This is a genomic window from Rhodanobacter glycinis (assembly GCF_006438785.1).
Classification (GTDB): domain Bacteria; phylum Pseudomonadota; class Gammaproteobacteria; order Xanthomonadales; family Rhodanobacteraceae; genus Rhodanobacter; species Rhodanobacter glycinis_A.
Genome location: NZ_RCZB01000001.1, coordinates 769237 through 793656, shown reverse-complemented (window position 1 = coordinate 793656; position 24420 = coordinate 769237). Strand labels below are relative to the sequence as shown.

Below are 24420 nucleotides of genomic sequence, written 5' to 3'. Positions count from 1 at the left end.
GGCTTTCGTGGGCGCCGGTTCGACATCGGCATGCTCCCCTTGGGAAGCATGCCGGCGCAAGTTACGGCTTGCTCACCACGGTCAACGTGCCACCGCCCGGCGAGCGCGCCTGCACGCTGCGGTCGTACATCGACTCGCCATAAGCCGGTGGCACGATGAACGTGCCGGCATTGCTGGCCTTGATGCGATAGACGAACTCGCGCACGTCCGGCGTGGCCGTGCCGTAGATCACCACGCGATCCTCGCGGATGTCGGCGTAGTCGGGCTGCCAGGTGGACGTGGACAGGCCGATCGGCGAACGCCATGTCGCAGGCTTCACTTCGCTGTCGCCGCCCTCGTCGGCCCCGCTTCCATCAGCGCCGTTGTCGGCATCGGCCGTCTGCTGATCGGTGACCGGCGCTGGCGGTTCGATGACCGGTTCGAAACCACCCGGCAGCAGGTCGACGATCGCCACGTTGCCGACACCCTGATCGCCGGTGGCGCGGATCTTCACATGGACGTCTATTTCCTCGCCGACGTCGATCTTGTCGAGCGGTTTGCCCTTGCTGTCGGTGTACTCGCGCACGATCTCGATGCCGTCCTTGATCGCTTTCGCTGGAGCATCGCGGTCGTAACCGCCCTGGCTGGTGACGCGCCACGCCGGCAGGCTGCTGCCGTTGGTGAAGCGTACGCGTGCCGCCGCAGCATCCCAGCTGCCGGCCTGCACCAGGTTGGCCTGCATCGCGGCGATCGACCTCGCGCTGCCATCCGCACGCACTTCGTCGATACCCAGCTTGTCCAGCCCGCCGGCATTCTGCGCAGCATAGGCATCCAGCGCCAGGATTGTCATCGACGAGGACAGGGTGTTGAACTGGTTGTGCGCCAGCGGCCACACGATGTTCTCCATCACCTGCGGCGAGAGCGCCTTGGCACGGTCCGGGAAATACTTCGACAGCAGGTACAGCACGCTGGCGTCGCGCGTCAGCGGATCGTAGTAGTAGCTGTAGACGTAGCTCTCCTTCGCCAATTTGCGCTCGAGCGCCTTCTGCGGCCCGGCGATCAGCTGGTTCGCTTCCTTGTCCTGCTTGAGCAGTTCGTACGAAGCAGCCAGCCATGCGGCGGCGAGGTCGTTCTTCCAGTCGTTCGGGAACGCATCCTGCAGACGCTTCTGCACCGCCGCCAGGTCGTTGGTGGTGACATTGCCCTGCCGCGTCAGCAGATACACCGCGTAGGCGCGCTGGCGCAGCTCGTCGAGCGAATCCAGGCTCTCGTCGGCGGCGAGCTGATGCAGGTATTTGTTGCCGGCATCCAGCATGTCTTTCGGCACCGCGACACCACGGTCATGCGCCTCGAGCAGGAAGTGCATCGCGTAAGCCGACACGAACGGCTCGGCATCCGGCGTTGCCGTCCATACCCCGAAGCCGCCCTGCCCGTTCTGGCGCGAATGCAGCACGTCGAGGAACTGCGCCAGCGCCTCGTCATTGCCCAGCTTCTTTTCGCTGAAGGCTGGTTGCAGGGCCTTCGCGAACATCGGTGCTGCCGGCCACTTTGCCACCACCAGCCGCGGCATCGCGGCGCTGACCAGCTGCTCGCTGCAGTAGTTCTGATAGTTGATCAGATAGGTGGTCAGACCCTGCGCCAGCACGATCGGCACGGTGGAGAAGGCAGCATCGCGGGAGGCGTAGGCATCGTAAAGCTTGCGCAGGTTCGGCAGATCTTCCTGACTGCCTGGCGCGACACGGCCGACATCGATCTGGGTGCGATAGGCCGAGGCTGGTCGCACTGAAAGATCCACCGCCTGCTTCGCTGTTTTGCCACCATAGCCGGCACTGAAAGTGAGATTGCCCGAGCCCAGTACATCGGTGGCCTTGACGTGGAACACTGCCACGCCTTCGCGCAGCTCGCCCAGGGTCAGGCTTTGCGTTGCGCTGCCGACGACCTGCAATTGCGGTCCGGTCTTCAGCGTGACCGCCACCGGCACCTGCTTGCCGTTCAGACCCGTGAGGTTGTTGGCCACGCCGACGCTGATCTGGGCCTGATCGCCCGGTGCCAACGTGGTCGGCACGTTGGACGACAGCACAAAATCGCCGCGTACGGTGGTCGAACCTTCGTACGTGCCGATGCGATCCGACGATACCGACATCGCCATCACCCGCAGCTTGCCGTTGAAGTAGTCCGGCACGGTGTAGCTGAAGTCCTTGTCGCCATTCACGTCGATGATGCCGGACCAGTACACCACCGGCTTGTCGCGCTTGCGCTTGAACGGATTCAGCTGGCGGCCGATCGCGCCGTCAGCGTCGCCGCCGGGTGCCGCCATCGCCATCAGTTTCTCGAAGTCCGGCAGGATCAGATCGAGAATCTGCGAGGTACCCACTTCCAGCATGCGCTTGCGGAAGAAGAACTTCAGCGGGTCGCCCAGCTTGTAGCGCGCCACCTGCAGGATGCCTTCGTCCACCGCGAAAACCACTGCCCGCGTCGGCTGGGTCGAATGCAGCCTGAAGGTCACGGTTTCTCCCGGCTTCACCAGCGCCGGAGCATCGACGGTGATCGGGTTGCGGCGCGCGTCGAGGTTCACCGAGAACGGCACCACGCCGTAGCTGAGCGGACTCATGAACACCTCGTCCGAGGACGGGTCGCGGATGTACTGCACGTTGATGTAGCCGTTGCCCTCGAAATCCGCTGGCACCGTGATGTGCTGCACCGAGCTGGTGGTGTCGGCATGGAACCACGCATGCGCATAGACCTTGTCGCGCTCGATGGTGATCAGGCCGCTGCCCGCATACGGCGCGCGGATCGCGATCTCCACCGGCTCGCCCTGCGCGTAGTCCGGCTTGCTGAGGTTGAGCTGCAGTTCGGCATTGCGGTCGAGCGAACGGGTGACGTTGGCATTGCCGGCCACGGCGTATTCGATGCGGTTGACCTCGGTGCGATCGGCACGGCGGATCACCAACGCGTAGTTGCCCGGCCTGTCAGTCGGCAGCGGGTAATCCATGCCGGCGGCGGGAATCGCCAGCGGCTGCTCGCTGATCGGGATCTCCTTGAGCTTGGACTCGTACTTGTAGACGCCCGAATCCTGCTTGGTCAGCACCGAGACGTAGCGCCGCTCGATCAATTGTGCCTTCAGGTCGTTCAAGGCAAACGCCCTGGCCTGCGGATTGATCGCGACCAGGCGTACCGTGCGCGGGCTGTCGCGGGTGATGTAGTCGAGGTTGTCGACGGCCTTGTAACCGACCAGCCAGTCGTTACTCGATACCAGCGTCTGCACCGCAGCAGCGACACTGCGCCCACCTTCGGCTTCGTACGCCTTGCTGAGGAAGTACAGCTGGTAGGTGGCGTCGGCGTACTTCTTCAGGTCCAGGTCGAATTCGGCGTGGCCCTTGTCGTCGGTCTTGCCATCCTGCAGCGACTCTTCGTAGCCGTCCCTGGCGCGGCGCACGTCGTAGAAGTGGTAGTCCGGCCAGCTGTGGAAAGCCGGCCATGCCGGTCGCAGAGTCAGCGAAGCTTCGACACGACGATCCGCGGCCGGCGTGCCAAACAGATTCTGCACATCGACGATGCCCTTCAACTGCTCGGGCTTCACCCAGCCTTCGGGCACCTGTTGCGACAGCTTCGCCTCGACCTTCATACGGTCAGGCAGGAATTCCTTCACTTGTATGGTGGTGGTACCAATCTGTGCGTCCGCCTTGCCGTCCCTGACGATGTAGAGATTCACCGTCCAGGTGCCGGTGGGCGCGGTTTCGGTGGGGGTGTAATCCAGCTCGCCGAAGCCTGACGCGTCCATGGTCAGGGCCTGCTGTTTCACCGTGACGCCGCGCGGGTCGACGATCTCGGCCTGCAACGGGATGCCTGCCACGTTGCGCGACCAACTGGCCGCACGCACGATCAGGCCGATGTGGAACAGGTCGCCGGGGCGGTAGATGCCGCGATCGGAAAACAGATACGCGGAGAGTTGACCCTGGCTCGCCGCATTGGGTTCGCCGCCGATGTCGAAGCGCGAATAGTCGAGCTGACGGTCGCTTCCCTCGATCGGCAGGAAGGAAAGATCATCACCCTTCTTCACCACGTACATCACCGGCTTCTTCTCGCGCTGCAAGCCCTTGAAGGTCGGGAAATGCACCACGCCATCGGCGCTGCTGGACTGTGTGTAGAGCGTCGCTCCGTTGACCGCGAGCACCGAGACGCTGGCGTCGGCCACCGGCTGGCCGGTATGGATGGACTGCACGAACACATCCTGGCTGCCGTCGAGCGAGCGTTTGACCAGCATGCCCAGATCGGTGACCACGATCAGTCGCGTATCGGTCGGCATCGGGGTTTCAGCAGACTCGTCGCTGTCGTTGTCATTCCTTGAATTCGCGGCGTCATCGCCAGCGCTGCTGTCACTGCTCGTGACGGCATCCGCTGTGCTGGTCGTGACTGCGCTTGCCGGCTCGTCGCCTGCTGCGGGCGCGGTACCTTGCAGCGCCTTTGCCCTGGCCTTCGCTGCCGCCGCCGCTTTCTTCGCTTCGACCACCGGGTCGTAACCGGAGAGGTGCAGCAGGAACACGCCGCGCTTGCCTTCCTTCAGATACTGGCCAAGGTCGACGCCCTCGTAATGTGCCTTGCCCGGATCGGCTTTCGGGAATGCCGACTTCTGCTCAAAGCGCTCGACGATATGGTCTTCGCTGAAACCGTAGACAAGTTCGGGATGGGTGTAGGTGCCCTGATTGAGGCTGACCAGGTGCTGCAGTTGATCGGGCAGCACACGGCCGATCTCCAGTTGCATGCCGGGCATGTTGCGCGACACCACCGAAATCCGCTTGCTGCCGCTCAGCGACAGCAGCGAACCATCGGCCATGAAACGCAGCAGCTTTGGATAATCCGGCACGCTGAAGGTCTGCCCTGTGGGCTTGCCCAGCACGTAGCCGCCAAAGGACTTGAGTCCGGCGCCGATGCGCACATAGACCTGCTGACCGGGTGTGGCGTGGTACTTGAAACTCTGTAGTTCCGCGTAGTCGTTCTCGGTGGGCACCAGTGCCAGCGACAACGGCTGCGACTGACGCAGGACAGCTTCGCTGACTTCGGAAACGTCCCAGGCATAGGGTGCGTCGCCGCCGGACTGGTCCGCACCCACTTTGCGCGTGGGCAGGATCCAGGCCTTGGTCAACCCGGCCACATCGCTGCCGCGCACGCTGCCGCTGACATTCGCCACCAGCACCTGCTCGGGTTCGTACTTGTCGTTGTCGACCAGGGTCGGGCTGATGTCCTGGATCGTCAGGCTGTAGAGGCCCGGAACATGCACACTGGTCTGTAACGGATCGCGGGTTCCGTCGCCACCGCGCGAACTGCGTACGCCATCGCGCAACTTCAACAACACCGCGCTATCGTCCCGTGGCAGATCCAGCGGCTGCGAATGCACCCAGGCGTTGAGCTTGAATGCGTCATAGGTGACGGTGAATTTCAGCGGTGTGCCGAACTTTCCATCCTTGTCGGCCAGCGCGATCGCGATGCGCTTCTCGAATTGCGCGGCGTCCACCGGATAGTTGAAATTGACCGGAACGATCGTCTTCTTCGCCGTGGCGTCCTGCGGATCCTGATAGAACTCGCCGTTACCGAATGTCGCCGCGAACTTCGGCAAATCGAAAGTCAGATGATCATCGGCCATCAGCACATGTGGTGCGAAAGTCTGCGTCACATCGAACTGCACCTTGACGTGCACGCCAACCGGCCAGTCCTCGGCCGGCACGAAGCGCAAGGTGTGATCGTCGAGCCAGTTCCATTCGCCCTTGAGCGCAGGCTGCATCGCGATGCCCTTGCCCACCACTTTGCCGACCAGCTCGATCGGCGCCGCCGAGCGGGAAAAGTCGATCTCCAGCGGATGAATGGTGATTTTCGGATTGCCGTCGGCCTGCGCCGCGTATTCGGTAATGGCCGGTGCCTTAACTTCGAAGGTAATCCGTTCGGGCTCGACCGGCCGCGGCCGATGCTGGTACCACTGCCAGCCGAACCAGCCGCCGACCAACAGGATCAGCGCTGCAAGCAGCCCACCGGCAAACTGACGCGGTCGCCGGCGGATCGCTGCGCCAGTGGCGGGAGCCCATCCAGGTGCAGCCCAGGAAACATTGCCGATGAGCGGCCGCAGGATCGACCCGAGCAGGTGAAACAGGCTACGCACCAGGCGCACCGGCAACATCAGCAGAAAACGCAGCAAATCCATGATGCTCCCCAACCTTCATCCATTGACGAACCCGACGACGCCGGATCCGGACACGACTCGCCGCAACACTGCATGACGCAGGCTCGACGATACCGAAAGATTTCCCCAGACCATCCTGCGCGCCAGCCATGGCAAAACGCGGCGCTGATTCTGACATGTCACGGGTAATCGAGGCAGCCTGACCTGGAAAAGAGAAAGCCGGCATCTGACTGATGCCGGCTTCTTTGGCCGCAAGTGAACCTGAAACTATCTTCGGACGATCAACCGGTCAGAGTCCGGCTGCGAATTCGCGTACCACTGTGGCCAGCTTCGGATCCTGCATCGCCATGTGCATGGTGGCTCGTACCAGGCCGGCTTTGTTGCCGCAATCGAAGCGGGTGCCTTCGAAGCGATAAGCCAGCACCTTGCCCTGCTCTTTCAGCAATGCCTCGATCGCATCGGTGAGCTGGATCTCACCACCAGCACCCGGCGTGGTCTGCTCCAGCAACTGGAAGATGCGGCTGGGCAACACGTAACGACCGACCACCGCCAGGTTCGACGGCGCGTCGGCCGGCTTCGGCTTTTCCACCATGTGCCGAATCAAGGCACTACGCTCGTCGACCGGCGTGGCATCGACGATGCCGTACTTGTCGGTTTCGTTGTGCGGCACTTCCTCCACCGCGATCACGCCGGCCTGCTGCGCATCGGCCAGCTCGGCCATCTGCCGCAGCGCGCCCTTGCCAGTGCCGACTGCCCCGTTCCAGATCAGGTCATCGGGCAGCACCACGCCGAACGGCTCGTCGCCAACCACCGGCTTCGCGCACAGCACGGCGTGGCCAAGGCCAAACGCCTCGGGCTGGGTCACAAAGATCGCCCGCACGTGTCGCGGCAGTGTGCCCTGCACCAGTGCCAGCAATTCGTCCCTGCCTTTTTCCTGCAGCTTCGCTTCCAGCTCATAGGCCTTGTCGAAGTAGTCGGCAATGGCGTGCTTGTAACGGTTGGTGACGAAAATCAGGGTGTCGGCGCCGGCGTCCACCGCCTCATCGACGGCGTACTGGATCAGCGGCTTGTCGAGAACCGGTAGCATCTCCTTGGCGACGACCTTGGTCGCCGGCAGAAAGCGTGTGCCGAGTCCGGCTACGGGAAACACCACCTTGCGCAGGGGTTTGCTCACTCACTGATCTCCGGGTTGGCACGACGGATCGACACAACATTGTCCGGCTGTGCCGATTCGCTCCAGCGGAACGAAGGCAGCAGGCTGGACACGCAGCGGCGAAGTTCTTCCTCATTGAAAACATCAACCGCTTCGGCAGCCTTGTGCAGCAGCGCCTGCAACAGCTCCCACGATACTTCGCGATGTTGCGCGAGAAAGATCTTGGCGTGCGCGGTGGCGCTGTAGTTTTCCAGCGGATGAAACAGTTCCTCGAACAGCTTTTCACCGGCACGCAGGCCGGTGTACACGATTGGGATCTCGCTGCCCGGCTTCTTGCCGGCGAGGCGGATCATCTGTTCGGCCAGATCGCGGATCTTCACCGGCTCGCCCATGTCGAGCGCAAAAATCTCGCCGCCTTTGCCGATGCTCGCGGTCTGCAGGATCAGCTGACAGGCCTCCGGGATCGTCATGAAATAGCGGGAAATTTCCGGGTGGGTCACGGTGACCGGACCGCCGTCGCGGATCTGCCGCCGGAACAGCGGAACCACCGAGCCGGCCGAATCCAGCACATTGCCGAAACGTACCGTCATGAAACGGGTGTCGGCATGGGCGTTGAGGTTCTGGCAATAGATCTCGGCAACGCGTTTGCACGCACCCATCACGCTAGTCGGGTTGACCGCCTTGTCGGTGGAGATCAGCACGAAACACTCGACCCCGAACTCGCGGGCCACGTCGGCCACCGTGCGCGTGCCCAGCACGTTGTTGCGGAATGCCGCGCGCAGTTGTCCCTGCAGCATCGGCACATGCTTGTAAGCCGCTGCATGGAACACCACCTGCGGCATGACCTCGGCGAATGCCTTCTGCATCGCCGGGAGATCGCCGCAATTGGCAAGAATGCCTTCGAGGATCAGTTCCGGAAAATCTGCGCGAAGTTCCTGAGTGATCCGGTAGAGGTTGTATTCGCTCTGCTCCACCACGGTGAGCGACTGCGCACCCAGCCGCGCCACCTGCCGGCACAACTCTGAACCGATCGAGCCACCGCCGCCGGTCACCAGCACGCGACGTGCGCTGAGGGTTTCGCGGATCGCGGTCCAGTCCAGTTCCACGGTGTCGCGGCCGAGCAGGTCCTCGATCGCCACCTCCTTGATCTGGTTGAACTGGGCCCTGCCGGCGACCACGTCTTCGAGCCGCGGTACCGTCCGGTAAGGCAGGTCGGTTTCATCGCATAGCGATACCACGCGCCGCATCTCGACAGTCGACGCCCCCGGCAGCGCGATCAGCAGCATGTCTACCGCCGCTTCGCGCGCCACCTCGGGCAACTGATCGAAACGACCCAGCACCGGGTGACCGTTGATGCTGGCGCCGCGCAGGCTGGTCTTGTCGTCGACGAAGCCGACCACGGCATAGCGACTGTCGTGACGAAGATCGCGCGAGAGGACCTCGCCAGCGCGATCCGCGCCGACGATGAGGACGCGTTTCACGGTCTGGTTGTGCAACAGGTCATTGCGGCTGTCTTTCCAGTACCTATAAGCCAGCCTCGGCGCCCCCAGCAACACCGCGAGCAGGACCGGATAGAGCAGCAGCACCGAGCGCGGCACGCCTTCGAGGCGGTTGTACAGGAACAAGCCGACGTAGATCGCCACCGCTCCCGTGAGCGACGCACGCAGGATGTTCCACAGGTCCGGCAAGCTGGCAAAACGCCAGACGCTCTTGTACAGCCCGGTCCAGCGGAAGATCAGACTCTGCACCAGCAATACGATCGGGAATTCCAACAGCTGGAAGCTGACGATCTCGTCCTGGTTCAAGGCATAGCGCAGCAACTTGGCGATCCACCAGGCGATCGCGGTCACCGCCAGGTCGTGAAGCACGACCGCGATGCGAGGATGGATTATGCCGACGAATTTACGCAGTGACATGGGGTGCCTTGGGCCGGTGTCGTCGCAGGCAGCGACGTTTCAGTGACAGCCAGGTTGCTGCCGCCCCCAGATAGATGACCATGGTAACCGGCAGCGCCATTCGCAGATGACTGCAGGCCAACCAAGCCGACGGTGCCGCAATCAGCAGATTCCAGCTCAGATAGGCGACATCCACCCGCGCATGGGTTGCACCGCGACGCACCAGCCACTGGTACAGATGCTCGCGATGCGCAGTGTACCAGCGACGTCCGCTGCATATGCGCGTCAACAAGGTCAGGCTGGCATCGACCACGAACGCCGATGACAGGATCAGTGCTGGCCACAGCAAGGCATGATCCACCCGCCACAGCATCGCGCTGAACGCAAAGATCAGCAGGCCGATGCTGCCACTGCCAACATCACCCATGAAGATGCTCGCCGGGGGGCGGTTGTAGTAGCCGAAGCCCAGTGCTGCAGCCGCCAGGCTGGCCGCAGCGATCGCCAGCGCCGGTTGCGCAGCTGCCCACGCCAGCCATGCCAGACCGCAACCGACGAAGATGGCCTGCTGTGCCAACAACCCGTCTATGCCGTCCATGAAGTTGTGCAGGTTGATGCTCCACACCCCGCCAACCAGCAACACCGGCAACCACCACCACGACAAGTCGGTCATTACCAGGGTGAACGAAAACACACCAGCACCCAGCAGCTGTGCGCTTAGCCGCGGCAATATTGGCAAGGCGCGATGGTCGTCCCACCAGCCCGCCAGCGCCACCAGGAAAAGTGCAACGAACAGGCCCGCGATGACGCTGGACGGCCATGCCGCGGGCAGTCCCCACAGCGTCCCGGGCAGGCAGGCCAGCATCGCGATGACGATGCCGATACCACCGCCACGCGGAGTCGGCAGACGATGCGAACGGCGCTGGCCGGGTTGATCAAGCATGCCGCGTCGATGCGCGTAGCCGATGGCTCCACGCACCAGCAACCAGGTGATCAGAAACGCTGCGGGCAACCATCCGATGGCCATGTACATCCTCATGCCTCGGTCACTCGCTGGCGACGCCGTGGATCGGACGGATCGTACTCCAGCTCTTGCAGCTGGGGCACTGCCAGTGATGTGCCTTGGCACCGAAGCCGCAGCGGCTGCAGCGGTACATCGCCTGGCCTTCCAGCAGCTTGTGGGTGAGGTCGCGCAGGATCAGGAAATTTTCGCGCGCCTCGCCCTCGATCTTGTCCATGGTCGCGTCGATCAGCGCCATCAGGCCGCGTACCGATGGTCGCTGGCGCAACTGCGCGGTGAGGAAGTCGATTGCCGCCCGCTCGCCATCGCGCTGCCGATACAGGTGGGTCAGCGCAAGCACCGGTGAAACGCCGTGGTATCGCCCCAGCATGTCACGCAGGAAACTTTCGGCGCGCTCCATTTGCTGTGAACGGGCGTAGCTGTTGAGCAACGGCGGCAGGATTTCCGGAGTGAACGCGATGTCGGCATTCACCGCGGCTTCGTAAGCGGTCACCGCCTCGTCATGATGACCGTCCTCGGATTGCAAGCGACCGGTCAGCATGAACGCACGCACGCAATCGAGCTGGCACTCGAACGCCTGATGCAGATAGTCGCGGGCTTCGGCGCGAGCACCATGCTGGCGCGAACGGTCGGCCAGTTCGCAGTAGAACTGGGCGATCATCGGCGCCTCGTCTTCGCCGGTCATCACCTCCAGCCGGCGCGCATGCTCGATCGCCTTGTGCCAGTCGCGTTCATGCTGGTAAATCGCAATCAGATGGCGCAACGCCGATGGCGCATGGGCGTCCATCGCAACCAGGTCGGAGAACAGCGCTTCGGCGCGATCGAGCAGGCCGGCGCGCATGTAATCCTCGCCGAGCTCCAGCAAGGCCACGGTCTTCATCGCATCGGACAGGCCCGGCCGTGAAACCAGATGCTGATGCAGGCGGATCGCTCGATCCACTTCACCGCGACGGCGAAACAGGTTGCCCAGCGCCAGGTGCGTCTCGACCGTATCGCGGTTGTATTCGGCCAGCTTGAGGAAGACTTCGATCGCCTTGTCCTGCTCTTCGTTGAGCAGGTAATTCAGACCGCGAAAATAGTCCGAGGAAAGTTCGCTGACTTCAGCACCGGAACGACGTGCGCCGGCCTGACGAGAGGCCCACCAGCCCAGGACAAACGCTACTGGAACCAATGGCACCAGCACATAAAGGAGATTCATAGCTTGGCCAGCGGCTTCTTGTCCGCATGCAGTTGCTGGCGGCGCTGACGGCGCTGTCTTGAGCTGACCCCGAACCACGCGGTAAGGCCGCCAAGCAGCCAGCCGACAACCACCGCACCCAGCAAGGCAGCGCCCTTGGGTAGCTGCATCTGGGTGAACGAGAAATCGTAGCCGACCATGTCGGCATTGAGCGCGCCCAATACGACGCCGGCGGCGATGAAAATAAGCAGGATGATGATGGCGAGCAATCGCATGTCGCGACTTTACCCGATTGGCTGTGACAGGCACAGGCAACAGGGGCGATCCATGCGGCCATGATTCAGGGCGATATCCGGATCTTGCTGTATTGCAGGCAAAAAAGAAGGCAGAACCGACTTGCGTCGCCTGCCTTCTGACAACTTTCCTGCGATGTCTATCTGCTTGGTCAGATAGCTTGCTGGTCCAGATCCAGGTTCACGCGTTCGCGCAGTTCCTTGCCCGGCTTGAAATGCGGAACGTGCTTGCCAGGCAACGCCACGGCTTCGCCCGTTTTGGGATTGCGGCCCATGCGCGGTGGTCGGTAGTGCAGCGCAAAACTGCCGAAACCACGCACTTCGATGCGTTCGCCATGAGCCAAGGCATGACTCATCTGCTCGATCACGCTCTTGACAGCCATTTCGACGTCGGCAAACGCAAGGTGAGTCTGGCGTCTGGCCAGCGCCTCGATCAATTCGGATTTGGTCATGGGACCCCAATGTCCGTGACATGAAACAACGGGGCGGCGATGTGCCGCCCCGCGTCAGGCTCGTGCTTGCGATTAGTCAGCCTTGTTGAACTGCTCTTTGAGCAACGCACCAAGCTTGGTTGTACCGCTGGCTGCGGACGCATAGTCGACCGCCGCTGCCTCCGGCACATCTTCCTCGTCCTTCGCGCGGATCGAGAGCGCCAGCTGGCGACCCTTGCGGTCCATACCGGTGAACTTGGCCTCGACCTTGTCGCCCACCTTCAGATGCAGCGTGGCATCCTCGATGCGCTCCTTGGCGATGTCGTTGGCGCGCAGGTAACCCTCGACGCCCTCGCCCAGATCGATCACCGCACCCTTCGCATCGACTTCCTTGACGGTGCCGTTGACGATGGTGCCGCGCGGATTCGCTGCCATGAACTGGCCGAACGGGTCCTGCTCCATCTGCTTGATGCCCAGCGAGATGCGCTCACGCTCCGGATCAACCGCCAGCACCACGGCTTCGATTTCGTCACCCTTCTTGAAGTTGCGAACCAGGTCTTCGCCGGACATCTGCCAGGAGATGTCGGACAGGTGCACCAGACCGTCGATGCCGCCGTCCAGGCCGATGAACACGCCGAAATCGGTGATCGACTTGATCTGGCCGGAGACCTTGTCGCCCTTCTTGTGCATCGCGGCGAAGGCTTCCCACGGGTTCGAGCGGGTCTGCTTGATACCCAGCGAGATGCGGCGACGCTCCTCGTCGACGTCCAGCACGGTCACTTCGGTCTCGTCACCGACCTGAACCACCTTGGCCGGGTTGACGTTCTTGTTGGTCCAGTCCATTTCGGACACGTGCACCAGGCCTTCCACGCCCGGCTCGATCTCGACGAAGCAGCCGTAATCGGTGACGTTGGAGACCTTGCCGAACAGGCGGCTGCCGACCGGGTAACGACGGGCGATGGCGACCCACGGGTCGTCGCCCAGCTGCTTCAGACCCAGCGAAACGCGGTTGCGCTCCTTGTCGTACTTCAGCACGCGCACGTCCAGCTCGTCGCCGACGTTGACCACTTCGGACGGATGACGCACACGCTTCCACGCCATGTCGGTGATGTGCAGCAGGCCGTCGATGCCACCCAGATCCACGAACGCGCCGTAGTCGGTGAGGTTCTTGACGGTGCCCTTGACCACAGCGCCCTCGGTCAGACGCTCAAGCAGCTTCTCGCGCTCCTCGGAGAACTCGGTCTCGACGACGGCGCGGCGGCTGACCACCACGTTGTTGCGTTTGCGGTCCAGCTTGATGATCTTGAACTCGAGTTCCTTGCCCTCGAGGTAGGTCGGCTCGCGCACCGGGCGCACATCGACCAACGAACCTGGCAGGAACGCACGGACATCCTTGATGTCGACGGTGAAACCACCCTTGACCTTGCCCGAGATCATGCCCTTGATCGTCTCTTCCTTGTCGAACGCCTGCTCCAGGTCGTCCCACACCATCGAGCGCTTGGCCTTCTCGCGCGACAGCTTGGTCTCGCCGAAACCGTCTTCCAAAGCTTCGAGGGCTACCTTCACCTCGTCGCCTACCTGCACCTCCAGCACGCCGTCCTCGCTCTTGAACTGCTCGATCGGGACGATGCCTTCGCTCTTCAGGCCAGCATTGATCACGACGACGTCATTGCGGATTTCCACAACGATGCCGGTGACGATGGCGCCGGGCTTCAGCTTGGAGATAGCCTGTTGGCTCTGTTCAAACAGTTCGGCAAAACTTTCAGTCATGTTGATTCCATAGTGGGAAAAGACCGTGATCCGTTGCGCTCTGGTGTGTTGCGCACGAACTTTCCGGTCCACCGGTTGAGGGTGCGTTCGGGTGGTTCATCAAAGAACCGACCGTCGTCACCGTTGACCAAAACCTCCTGCCGTAGCAGGAGCGCAGAAACCGTCGCGTAGCCGGTTCATGGCTGCACGACGGCAAGTACTTTCGCGACCACCTCGTCGATCCCCATGCCAGTGGTATCCACCAGCAAGGCATCCTCGGCAGGCTTGAGTGGCGCGACCGCGCGCGATGCATCGCGACTGTCACGCGCCTCAATTTCACGCTGAAGGCCGCCAAGTGTAACGCTGAGTCCCTTTTCCTTCAACTGCTTATAGCGTCTTTTCGCGCGCTCGGCAGCGCTCGCCGTGAGGAAAACCTTGTACGCCGCATCGGGAAAGATCACCGTGCCCATGTCGCGCCCGTCGGCTACCAGACCGGGCGCCTTGCGGAAACCCAGCTGCAACGCCACCAGGGCCTCGCGCACCGAGGGCATCGAGGCGATGGCCGAAGCCGCGGCGCCGGCAGTTTCGGTGCGCAGCTCGTCGGTGGCGTCGTGCCCGTTGACGACCACTCGTGTCTCGCCGGCATCCATCGCCGGCCGGAACTGGATCTTCGTGCCATGCGCACAGCGGGTCATCGCTTCCACGTCCGACAGGTCCAGTCCGGCCATGCCAGCGGCGTAGCCCACCGCACGGTACAAGGCCCCTGAATCCAGCAGCCGCCAGCCCAGCCGTTCGGCCACCAGCGCGCTGATGGTGCCCTTGCCCGATCCCGACGGCCCGTCGATTGTGAGTACGGGGACGGCGGATGGGGCATGGCTCATGACGATTCCTGGCTGAACGGGAAAAGCGGGAGTTTAACGCGTTGACCCCGCCCCGGACGCGTGCTATCTACCCGGTCTCCTTGGTAAACAAGCCATGTCCGATCCACCCCATGACTGATCTTCGCCGCGAGTTCGAGCAGGCCGCCAAGGACATCCAGCAACTGGGCACGCGCCCTGACAACGATACCCTGCTGAAGCTCTATGCTCTCTACAAGCAGGGTTCGGAGGGCGATCTGCGTCGCACCCAACCGGGCTTCTTCGATTTTGTGGGCACCGCCAAGCATGAGGCGTGGGCGCAATTGAACAGCGTGCCCGAAGAGGAAGCCATGCGCCGCTATATCGCTCTGGTGCATCAGCTGCTGGCCTGAAACCGCCCTGGCATACGAAACACTTGCTTTCAAACACCCAACACCGGCACATTCATACGATCGTTTGAGCCTCGTGTGGGTCGCATGAATTATCCAAAACTGTTCACCCCACTCGATCTGGGTCACGTCACCCTGCCCAACCGGATCCTCATGGGCTCGATGCATACCGGGCTGGAGGACAAAGCCGGCGATTACGACAAGCTGGCCGTGTATTTCGCCGAACGTGCCCGCGGCGGTGTGGGACTGATGGTCACCGGCGGCATCTCGCCAAGCATCGAGGGCTGGCTGAAGCCTTTCGGCGGACTATTAAGCATGCCCTGGCACAAGCCACGGCACCGCAAGCTCACCGACGCCGTCCATGCAGAGGGGGGGCGGATCTGCATGCAGATCCTGCATGCAGGACGCTACGGCTACCACCCGCTGTCGGTCGCGCCTTCGAGGATCAAGTCGCCAATCACCCCATTCACGCCACGTGCGTTGTCCCCGAAAGGAGTGAAGCGCACCATCGAGGACTTCGCGCATTGCGCGAAGTTGGCGCAGGACGCCGGCTATGACGGCGTCGAAGTGATGGGTTCGGAAGGCTACCTGATCAACGAGTTCATCTCCGCACGCACCAACCAGCGCAACGATGCCTGGGGCGGCGATGCAACTCGCCGCATGCGCTTTGCCGTCGAAATCGTGCAACGCACCCGCGAAATCGTTGGCCGCAACTTCATCATCATCTACCGGTTGTCGATGCTCGATCTGGTCGAAGGCGGCCAGGACTGGAGCGAGATCGTGGCCTTGGCCAAGGCCATCGAGACGGCTGGCGCCAGCATCATCAACACGGGCATTGGCTGGCATGAGGCGCGCATACCGACCATCGTCACCAGCGTGCCGCGCGCCGGCTTTGCCTGGGTCACGCACAAGCTCAAGGGCGAGGTGGGGATTCCGCTGATCGCAACCAACCGCATCAACATGCCCGACGTGGCCGAGCGCATCCTTGCCGAGGGCGAGGCCGACATGGTTTCGATGGCGCGTCCGTTGCTGGCTGATCCCGACTGGGTCAACAAGGCCAGGACCGGCCACAGTGAACGCATCAACACGTGCATCGCCTGCAACCAGGCTTGCCTTGATCATGTATTCCAGAACAAGCGTGCAAGCTGCCTGGTCAATCCGCGCGCCTGCCACGAAACCGAGCTGAAGATCGAACCAGCCAATGCGCGCAAACGCATCGCCGTGATTGGCGCCGGGCCAGCGGGAATGGCTTGTGCCAGTACGCTCGCCGAACGCGGCCATGCGGTCACCCTGATCGACCGTGCCAGTGAAATCGGCGGGCAGTTCAACTACGCCAAGCAGATTCCAGGCAAAGAGGAATTCCACGAGACATTGCGCTATTTCCGCCATCGACTGAAGGACAGCGGCGTCGATCTCCAACTGGGCCAGACCGCCGATGCCGCCTTGCTGCGCGCCAGCGGCCATGACGAAGTGGTGATCGCTACCGGCATCACACCGCGTCAGGTGAGCTTTCCCGGCAGCGACGATCCGCGCGTATTGAGCTATATCGATGTGCTGGCCCACCACCAGAGCGTCGGCGCAAAGGTGGCGATCATCGGTGCCGGCGGCATCGGCTTCGATGTGGCCGAATTTCTGGTGGAACGGGCACCCTCAGCCACTACCGACGTGGCTCGCTGGACCCGCGAGTGGGGAGTGGACATGCAGCTTGCCGAACGTGGCGGCCTGCAGCTGCCTCACCCGGAAGCGCCGGCCCGGCAGGTCTGGCTGTTGCAACGCAGCGAGGGCCGTCTCGGGGCACGCCTCAACAAGACTACCGGCTGGGTGCACCGGGCCACGCTCAAGGCCAAGCAGGTAATCATGCTGGGTAACGTCCGTTATCAGCGCTTCGACGATCGAGGCCTGCATGTGACGGTCAACGGCAGCGCCCAGATCCTGCCTGTCGACAATGTGGTGGTCTGTGCCGGTCAGGAACCGAACCGCCGGCTGGCCGATGAGCTGATTGAGGCGGGCCTCAAGGTGCATGTCATTGGGGGTGCCGACGTAGCCACCGAACTTGACGCCAAGCGTGCCATCGCCCAAGGCACCCAACTAGCCAGCCAGATCTGATTCCATCGACCAGACACACCGGCGCCGCTGTCTGAAAGGCAGCGGCGCCGGAACACAAAAGAAAGCGCCCCGCAGGGGAGACGCATCGATATGGGCTCAGGGGGGGAGTTGAACCAGATATCGTATTTAGCGTCGCTGCGGGGCGAGGGCCGCCGCCACTAGGGGGAGGGGAAGTGGCGGGACGAGAGAGAGTTTATGATCGACGCAATAAAGTATCTAATATATATTTAGCGCCTGATTAATTCGATATGGCTATATGTTCGATTTCCGCCAGCTGCGCTATTTTGTGGCCGTCGCCGAAGAGCTGAGCTTTACCCGTGCGGCCCTGCGTCTGCATCTTTCGCAGCCACCTCTGTCGCAACAGATCCAGTCGCTTGAGCAGGATCTTGGCGTGCGTCTGCTGGAACGCACCAAGCGCCATGTGGCGCTGACCGAACCGGGCCGGGTGTTCCTGGAACAGGCCCGACAGATCCTGACCAAGGCTGATGAGGCGCGTAGCCAGGTAACCGCCGCCGCTGCCGGTTACAGCGGTCAGCTGCGCCTGGCGTACACGGTCTCTGTCTCATTTCATCCGGCACTGCCGCAAGCCTTGCTGCGTTACGGCCAGATCGCGCCCAATGTCCGCCTGAAACTCAGCGAGATGTATACCGAGCCCCAGTTCGCCGCACTGCTGGCTGGCGAGATCGACGTCGGTTTTGTTCGCGACGAACCGCTTCATGCGCAGGATGCCCGACGTTTGCGGCTGAGCGTGATTGATCGCGAGCCGCTGTTGCTTGCCCTGCCCGCTGGTCACCCGCTGGCGGGCCGCAGCAGCTTGCGTCTGGCTGAAGTCGCCGACGATGCCTTTGTTTCGCAACCACGTGAACTGGCCGCCACTCTTTACGATCGACTGGTGAAGCTGGCGACCCGAGCCGGCTTTCAGCCAACGATCGCCCAGCATGCGCAGCAGATCAATGGTTTGCTGGCGCTCGTCGCCGCAGGTCTGGGACTGGCTCTTGTACCGGCCAGCATGCGGACGGTGCGACTGGCCGGGGTCAGCTACGTACCGCTGGAAGACTCTGATGCGTACCTGTTGCTGGCGGTGGCCTGCCGCGCCGACGATCCTGCCCCTGCCTTGCAGCAGTTTCTGTCCACAGTGGCCGAAACTGCAGTCGCAGCGGGCTTGTGATAAGCCATTGGAGTCGTTACACTTGCACGCTTACATTTTCGTTTAGTGTCAGGAGCTGGCCGTGAAGGTGCTTAACTCTTTGAAGTCCGCCAAGGCGCGGCATCGCGACTGCAAGATCGTGCGTCGTCGCGGCAAGGTGTTCGTGATCTGCAAGAGCAATCCCCGTTTCAAGGCTCGTCAGCGCTGAGTCCAGTCGGGCTCGTCGCAACGAAGTCGTGAAAAAGGCCGCGCAAGCGGCCTTTTTTGTGGGCGTCCGGTTCTCAGCAGCCGGACGCCCAGCTGTCGGCATCACTCGTAACGAACGCCGATGATCTCGTAATGCTTGACGCCATTCGGCGCAGTGAATTCGAAACTGTCGCCAGCACTTTTGCCGATCAGTGCCCGCGCAATCGGCGAAGACACCGCAATCATGCGGAGCTTGATGTCCGCCTCCAGGTCGCCAACGATCTGATAGGTCACGGCGGTGCCGCTGTCCTCGTCTTCAAGATCGACGATGGCGCCGAACACCACGCGGTTGCCCGGATTGAGTTGGGTAACGTCGATCACTTCGGCGTTCGACAGCAAGGACTCCAGCTGACCGATGCGGCCCTCGGCGAAGCTCTGTTGTTCACGTGCAGCGTGATACTCGGCATTCTCCTTGAGGTCGCCGTGCGCGCGCGCCTCGGCAATCGCCGCGATGATGCGCGGCCGATCAACGAATTTCAGTTTCTCAAGCTCGGCGCGCAGGCGCTCGGAGCCCGCTTTGGTGATCGGGGGGCGGCTCATGCGCTTAGCTCCTGATGCAGTTCCTGCAGACTGTGCACCTCGCCATCGCCGCGGAAATCCAGCGAATGCACGAGCGCGCGGGCGCCTGCCACGGTGGTGGAATACGTGACGCGATGCTGCAGTGCCTCGCGCCGGATCGAGAACGAATCGGCGATCGCCTGCTTGCCCTCGGTGGTGTTGACGATATAGACGATCTCGCCGTTCTTGATCAAATCAACGATGTGCGGGCGGCCTTCGAGCACCTTGTTGATGCGTTCACAAACCACGCCGTGTTCGGCCAGGTAGCTGGCGGTGCCAGCGGTCGCCACCAGGTTGAAGCCGCGGGCGATGACCTCTTTGGCTACTGGCAGCAAGCGGTCCTTGTCCGCATCGCGCACCGACAGGAACACCTTGCCGACCGTCGGCGGCCTGATCCCGGCGGCCTCGTGACCGCGGGCGAAAGCGGCGCCGAAACTGCGGCCCACGCCCATCACCTCGCCAGTGGAGCGCATTTCCGGGCCGAGGATCGGATCGACGTTCTGGAACTTCAGGAACGGGAAGATCGCTTCCTTCACCGAGTAGTACGCCGGAATCACCTCGCGCGTCGCACCGAGGCTGGCCAGCGAACGACCGGCCATCACCCGCGCCGCGATCTTGGCCAGCGGCACGCCAGTCGCCTTGGACACGAACGGTACGGTACGCGAGGCGCGCGGATTTACTTCCAGAATGAATACGATGTCGCCCTGGATCGCGAACTGGGTGTTCATCAGACCGATGACCTTCAACTCCTTTGCCATCGCGGTGACCTGGCGACGCATCTCGTCCTGAATTTCGGCGGTCAACGAATACGGTGGCAGCGAGCAGGACGAATCGCCCGAATGCACGCCAGCCTCCTCGATGTGCTCCATGATGCCGCCGATCAATACGTTGCCTTCGGCATCGGCGATCACATCCACGTCAACCTCGACTGCATGGTCGAGGAAGCGGTCCAGCAGCACCGGCGAATCGTTCGACACCTTTACCGCATCGCGGATGTAGCGCGACAGGTCGGCGTCGTCATGCACCACTTCCATCGCACGGCCGCCGAGCACGTAGCTCGGCCGCACCACCAGCGGATAACCGATCTCACGGGCCAGCGCCAGAGCTTCATCGGCATTGCGCGCGGTGCGATTCGGCGGCTGCTTCAGACCGATCTTCTCGATCATCTGCTGGAAGCGCTCGCGATCCTCAGCCAGATCGATGCTGTCCGGGCTGGTGCCGATGATCGGCACACCAGCCGCCTCCAGCGCACGCGCCAACTTCAGTGGAGTCTGGCCGCCGTACTGCACGATCACTCCCTTCGGCTTTTCCAGATGGACGATTTCCAGCACGTCCTCCAGCGTCAACGGCTCGAAGTACAGGCGGTCGGACGTGTCGTAATCGGTCGAGACGGTTTCCGGGTTGCAGTTGACCATGATGGTTTCGTAACCATCCTCGCGCAGCGCCAACGAGGCGTGCACGCAGCAGTAGTCGAACTCGATGCCCTGCCCGATCCGGTTCGGACCGCCGCCGAGCACGATGATCTTGTCGCGATCGGTCGGATTCGCCTCGCACTCTTCCTCATAGGTCGAATACATGTAGGCGGTACTGGTGGCGAACTCGGCCGCGCAGGAATCCACCCGCTTGTAGACCGGACGCACGCCGAGCGTATGGCGCAGGTGGCGCACAGCGGCCTCGTCCGTATTGAGCAGTTCGGCCACTCGCGCATCGGCAAAGCCGAGCCGCTTGAGTTCACGCATGCGCGGCTCGTTCAGCGCGGTCAACCCTTGCTTGATGACGTCCGCCTCGGTCAGCACGATGTCCTCGAACGCAGCGAGGAACCATGGATCGACCCGGCTCAGGCTGTGCACTTCTTCCAGTGACATACCGGCGCGGAACGCATCGGCCAGATGGAACACACGATCCGGTCGCGGCTCACGCAGTTCGCGCTTGAGCACGGCCAGGCCATCCTCGGTGCTGATGTCCAGCCCGGTCGGATTGAGTCCGGTCTTGCCGATCTCCAAGCCGCGCAGCGCCTTCTGCAGCGATTCGTGGAAGCTTCGACCAATCGCCATCACTTCGCCGACGGACTTCATCTGGGTGGTCAGGCGGGCATCGGCGGCCGGGAATTTCTCGAATGCAAAACGCGGAATCTTGGTGACCACGTAATCGATCGACGGCTCGAACGACGCCGGCGTGAGGCCGCCGGTGATGTCGTTCTTCAATTCGTCCAGCGTGTAACCCACCGCCAGCTTGGCGGCGATCTTGGCAATCGGAAAGCCGGTCGCCTTCGACGCCAACGCCGACGAACGCGACACGCGAGGATTCATCTCGATGACGACAACGCGGCCATTCTCGGCATTGATGCCGAACTGCACATTGGAACCGCCGGTGTCCACGCCAATCTTGCGCAGCACGGCGATCGAGGCGTCGCGCAGGCGCTGGTATTCCTTGTCGGTGAGCGTCTGCGCCGGCGCCACGGTGATCGAGTCACCGGTGTGCACCCCCATCGGGTCGAGATTCTCGATCGAGCAGACGATGATGCAGTTGTCCGCGGTGTCGCGGACCACTTCCATCTCGAACTCCTTCCACCCCAATACCGACTCCTCGACCAGCACCTCGCCCACCGGCGACAGTTCCAGGCCGCGCTTGACGATCTCCTCGAACTCCTCGCGGTTGTAGGCAATGCCACCGCCGGAGCCGCCCAGCGTGAAGCTCGGGCGGATCACGGTCGGATAGCCGACCTTGGCCTGGGTCAACAGCGCCTGCTCGAACGTGCGTACCACCTCGGCTTTCGGACAATCCAGCCCGATCTCGGCCATCGCCACACGGAACAGCTCGCGGTCCTCGGCCATGCGGATCGCTTCGCGCGAGGCGCCGATCAGCTCGACGTTGTACTTCTCCAGCACGCCATGGTCGGCCAGATCGAGCGCGCAGTTCAGGCCGGTCTGACCACCCATCGTGGGCAGCACGGCGTCAGGCCGTTCCTTGGCGATGATGCGCTCCACCGTCTGCCAGTTGATCGGCTCGATGTAGACCGCGTCGGCGGTTTCCGGGTCGGTCATGATCGTGGCGGGATTCGAGTTCACCAGGATCACCCGGTAGCCCTCTTCTTTCAACGCCTTGCATGCCTGCGCACCGGAGTAGTCGAACTCGCAGGCCTGGCCGATCACGATCGGACCGGCACCGATGATGAGGATGCTCTTGATATCGGTACGCTTAGGCATGCGTGCGGGCCTCCTGCATCAGGGTCGCGAAACGGTTGAACAGATAGCCCATGTCGAGCGGGCCCGGGCTCGCCTCGGGGTGACCCTGGAAGCAGAACGCGGGCCGGTCGGTCAGCGCGAAACCCTGCAGCGAGCCGTCGAACAGCGAGGTATGCGTGACCCGCACATTCGCCGGCAACGTGGCCGGATCGACCGCGAAACCATGGTTCTGCGAGGTGATCAGCACGCGACCATCATCGTGATCCTTGACCGGGTGATTGGCACCGTGATGGCCGAACTTCATCTTCAGCGTCTTGCCGCCCAGCGCCAGGCCCATCAGCTGATGGCCAAGGCAGATGCCGAACAGCGGGATCTTCGCGTCGAGAAACGCGCGGGTGGCGTCAATGGCGTAATCGCAGGCCGCTGGATCGCCCGGGCCGTTGGACAGGAACACGCCATCCGGTTGCATCGCCAGCACCTCGGCGGCGGCGGTCTGTGCCGGCACCACGGTCACCTCGCAACCTTGCTCGGCAAGCAATCGCAGGATGTTGAGCTTGGTCCCGAAATCGTACGCGACCACCTTGAAACGCATCGCCGGTTGATTGAACGCCGTGCGATCGAGGTCGTACACACCCTGATTCCACACATACGGCCTGGACGTGCTGACCACCTTGGCCAGGTCCATGCCGTTCAGGCCGGGGAACGCGCGTGCCTTGGCCAGTGCACTCTCGGCGTCAACCTGCTCACCCGCCATGATGCAGCCGGCCAGTGCGCCCTTGTCGCGCAGGATGCGGGTCAATCGCCGCGTATCGATACCGGCAATGGCGACGGTGCCGTGACGTTTGAGATAGTCGGGCAGGCTTTCGGTGCTGCGCCAGCTGCTGGCGCGGCGCGGCACATCGCGCACGATTAGTCCGGCAGCATGTACGGCAGTGGATTCGACGTCCTCGGCGTTGACACCGGTATTGCCGATATGTGGATAGGTCAGCGTGACGATCTGGCGCGCATAGGAGGGATCGGTGAGGATCTCCTGGTAACCGGTCATCGCGGTATTGAAGACCACTTCGCCAACGGTATCCCCCGATGCGCCGACGGCATGACCATGAAACACGCTGCCGTCTTCGAGGGCCAGCAGAGCAGGATGAGGCATACGAATAACCGCCTTTTAGATGCAGCAAAGTCCGCAAGCCGCTGGATTGCTGGCTTGTGGAGCTTGGAAAGGAAAGGATCAGGGCGGGTTGAAATGATAGGCGGCGACGGCGTTTCTGTCCACCTTACGAAGGCTGAATCGTAGGTTTCAGCCTCCATCGCCGCCATGCGGTCAGCGCTACACTAGGCCACATTTCAATGGAGTTGAATGTCCCATGAGTGCTGCCGTACTGCTCGATCCCGCCCGACTTGATCGCCCGGATACCACGGTGCAGCAGCAACCCTTCCCGTTCATGGTTGCGCACGGCCAGCTGCCCGATGAAGTACGCAGCGACCTGGATCGCGACTTTCCGCGCTATGCCAGCGCCGGTTTTTTTCCGTACGACCCGAGCGACTGCGGCCCGTCCGTCAATGCGCTGATCGAAGACATGACCACTCCGGCGTTCGCCAGCGCCGTCGGCCAGCGGCTTGGTATCGACAACCTTGGTCAATACCCGACCCTGGTGACGCTGTGCCGCCTGCTGAACAAGCGCCACGGCACCATCCATACCGACAGCAAGTCCAAGGTGGCCACGGCGCTGATCTACCTCAACGCGCAATGGCCGGATACCAGCGACGGCTGCCTTCGCTTCCTGCACCGGATCGATGACATCGACAGCATGGTGACAGCGGAACTGACTCCTCTTTACGGCGAGTTTGCAGTATTCAAACGTTGCGAGAACTCCTTCCACGGCCATCTGCCCTACGAGGGCGAACGGCGGGTCATCCAGGTGGCATGGCTTACCAGCGAAGAGGAAAAGTTGCGCAAGACGAAACGCGGCAAATTCTCGCGTGCGTTCAAGAAACTGTTCGGCCGCCTCGATACCAAGCTGGGCGCAGGACGCGACCGCAGCGCATCCCATCCCGACTGATCCAG

Annotated in this window: 17 protein-coding genes; 5 read left to right on the top strand and 12 right to left on the bottom strand. The window is 62.5% G+C overall.

Annotation, left to right across the window (positions count from 1 at the left end; genetic code table 11):
• Positions 1-61 precede the first annotated feature (61 nt).
• From EAH75_RS03915 to cmk, 9 genes are all read right to left on the bottom strand, one after another.
• Positions 62-6172, bottom strand: coding sequence for an alpha-2-macroglobulin family protein (locus EAH75_RS03915; protein ID WP_140804317.1), 6111 nt, complete (start codon positions 6170-6172; stop codon positions 62-64).
• Between the two features lie 268 nt (positions 6173-6440).
• On the bottom strand, positions 6441-7325 hold the full coding sequence (galU, locus tag EAH75_RS03910) for a UTP--glucose-1-phosphate uridylyltransferase GalU (protein ID WP_140655357.1): 885 nt from the start codon (positions 7323-7325) through the stop codon (positions 6441-6443).
• Positions 7322-9220, bottom strand: a complete 1899-nt coding sequence (locus EAH75_RS03905) for a polysaccharide biosynthesis protein (RefSeq protein ID WP_140655354.1) — start codon at positions 9218-9220, stop codon at positions 7322-7324. The genes galU and EAH75_RS03905 overlap by 4 nt, the downstream gene beginning before the upstream one ends.
• A complete protein-coding gene (locus tag EAH75_RS03900; protein ID WP_140655351.1) occupies positions 9207-10229 on the bottom strand; it encodes an MraY family glycosyltransferase in 1023 nt (340 codons plus the stop codon). Before EAH75_RS03900 ends, EAH75_RS03905 begins: the two co-directional genes overlap by 14 nt.
• Before the next feature lie 13 nt (positions 10230-10242).
• Positions 10243-11415 (bottom strand): lipopolysaccharide assembly protein LapB, encoded by a 1173-nt coding sequence (lapB, locus tag EAH75_RS03895; protein WP_140655348.1) that lies wholly within the window; start codon positions 11413-11415, stop codon positions 10243-10245.
• Positions 11412-11669: a lipopolysaccharide assembly protein LapA domain-containing protein gene (locus tag EAH75_RS03890; RefSeq protein WP_140655345.1), complete on the bottom strand. Its 258-nt coding sequence runs from the start codon at positions 11667-11669 to the stop codon at positions 11412-11414. Before EAH75_RS03890 ends, lapB begins: the two co-directional genes overlap by 4 nt.
• Before the next feature lie 170 nt (positions 11670-11839).
• Positions 11840-12139, bottom strand: a complete 300-nt coding sequence (locus tag EAH75_RS03885) for an integration host factor subunit beta (RefSeq protein ID WP_140655342.1) — start codon at positions 12137-12139, stop codon at positions 11840-11842.
• Positions 12140-12211: 72 nt separating this feature from the next.
• Positions 12212-13888, bottom strand: coding sequence for a 30S ribosomal protein S1 (rpsA, locus tag EAH75_RS03880; protein WP_140655339.1), 1677 nt, complete (start codon positions 13886-13888; stop codon positions 12212-12214).
• 176 nt (positions 13889-14064) lie between these two features.
• Positions 14065-14748: a (d)CMP kinase gene (gene cmk / locus EAH75_RS03875; RefSeq protein WP_193557827.1), complete on the bottom strand. Its 684-nt coding sequence runs from the start codon at positions 14746-14748 to the stop codon at positions 14065-14067.
• Positions 14749-14858: 110 nt separating this feature from the next.
• On the opposite strand from cmk, the gene EAH75_RS03870 reads away from it, so the two are divergent.
• The 4 genes from EAH75_RS03870 to ykgO all read left to right on the top strand — a co-directional run bounded on the left by EAH75_RS03870 (position 14859) and on the right by ykgO (position 18574).
• Positions 14859-15116 (top strand): acyl-CoA-binding protein, encoded by a 258-nt coding sequence (locus EAH75_RS03870; RefSeq protein ID WP_140655336.1) that lies wholly within the window; start codon positions 14859-14861, stop codon positions 15114-15116.
• 84 nt (positions 15117-15200) lie between these two features.
• The gene (locus EAH75_RS03865) at positions 15201-17219 is read left to right on the top strand and encodes an NADPH-dependent 2,4-dienoyl-CoA reductase (RefSeq protein ID WP_140804315.1); all 2019 of its coding nucleotides are present in this window, start codon (positions 15201-15203) and stop codon (positions 17217-17219) included.
• Positions 17220-17475: 256 nt separating this feature from the next.
• The gene (locus EAH75_RS03860) at positions 17476-18387 is read left to right on the top strand and encodes a LysR substrate-binding domain-containing protein (protein WP_140804313.1); all 912 of its coding nucleotides are present in this window, start codon (positions 17476-17478) and stop codon (positions 18385-18387) included.
• Positions 18388-18448: 61 nt separating this feature from the next.
• The gene (gene ykgO / locus EAH75_RS03855; RefSeq protein WP_007080705.1) at positions 18449-18574 is read left to right on the top strand and encodes a type B 50S ribosomal protein L36; all 126 of its coding nucleotides are present in this window, start codon (positions 18449-18451) and stop codon (positions 18572-18574) included.
• Between the two features lie 101 nt (positions 18575-18675).
• Here the strand turns inward: ykgO and greA are convergent, their stop codons facing one another.
• The 3 genes from greA to carA are packed head-to-tail and all read right to left on the bottom strand — an operon-like array spanning position 18676 to position 23505.
• Positions 18676-19152, bottom strand: coding sequence for a transcription elongation factor GreA (greA, locus tag EAH75_RS03850; RefSeq protein ID WP_140655326.1), 477 nt, complete (start codon positions 19150-19152; stop codon positions 18676-18678).
• Positions 19149-22376 (bottom strand): carbamoyl-phosphate synthase large subunit, encoded by a 3228-nt coding sequence (carB, locus tag EAH75_RS03845; protein WP_140655323.1) that lies wholly within the window; start codon positions 22374-22376, stop codon positions 19149-19151. Before carB ends, greA begins: the two co-directional genes overlap by 4 nt.
• Entirely contained in the window at positions 22369-23505 is a 1137-nt protein-coding gene (gene carA, locus EAH75_RS03840; RefSeq protein WP_140804311.1) for a glutamine-hydrolyzing carbamoyl-phosphate synthase small subunit, read from the bottom strand. Before carA ends, carB begins: the two co-directional genes overlap by 8 nt.
• 214 nt (positions 23506-23719) lie before the next feature.
• Between carA and EAH75_RS03835 the strand changes: the two genes are divergently transcribed.
• Positions 23720-24415 carry a 2OG-Fe(II) oxygenase gene (locus EAH75_RS03835; RefSeq protein WP_140655315.1) on the top strand — a complete coding sequence of 232 codons (696 nt, stop codon included), beginning with the start codon at positions 23720-23722 and terminating at the stop codon, positions 24413-24415.
• The last annotated feature ends 5 nt before the right edge of the window (positions 24416-24420 follow it).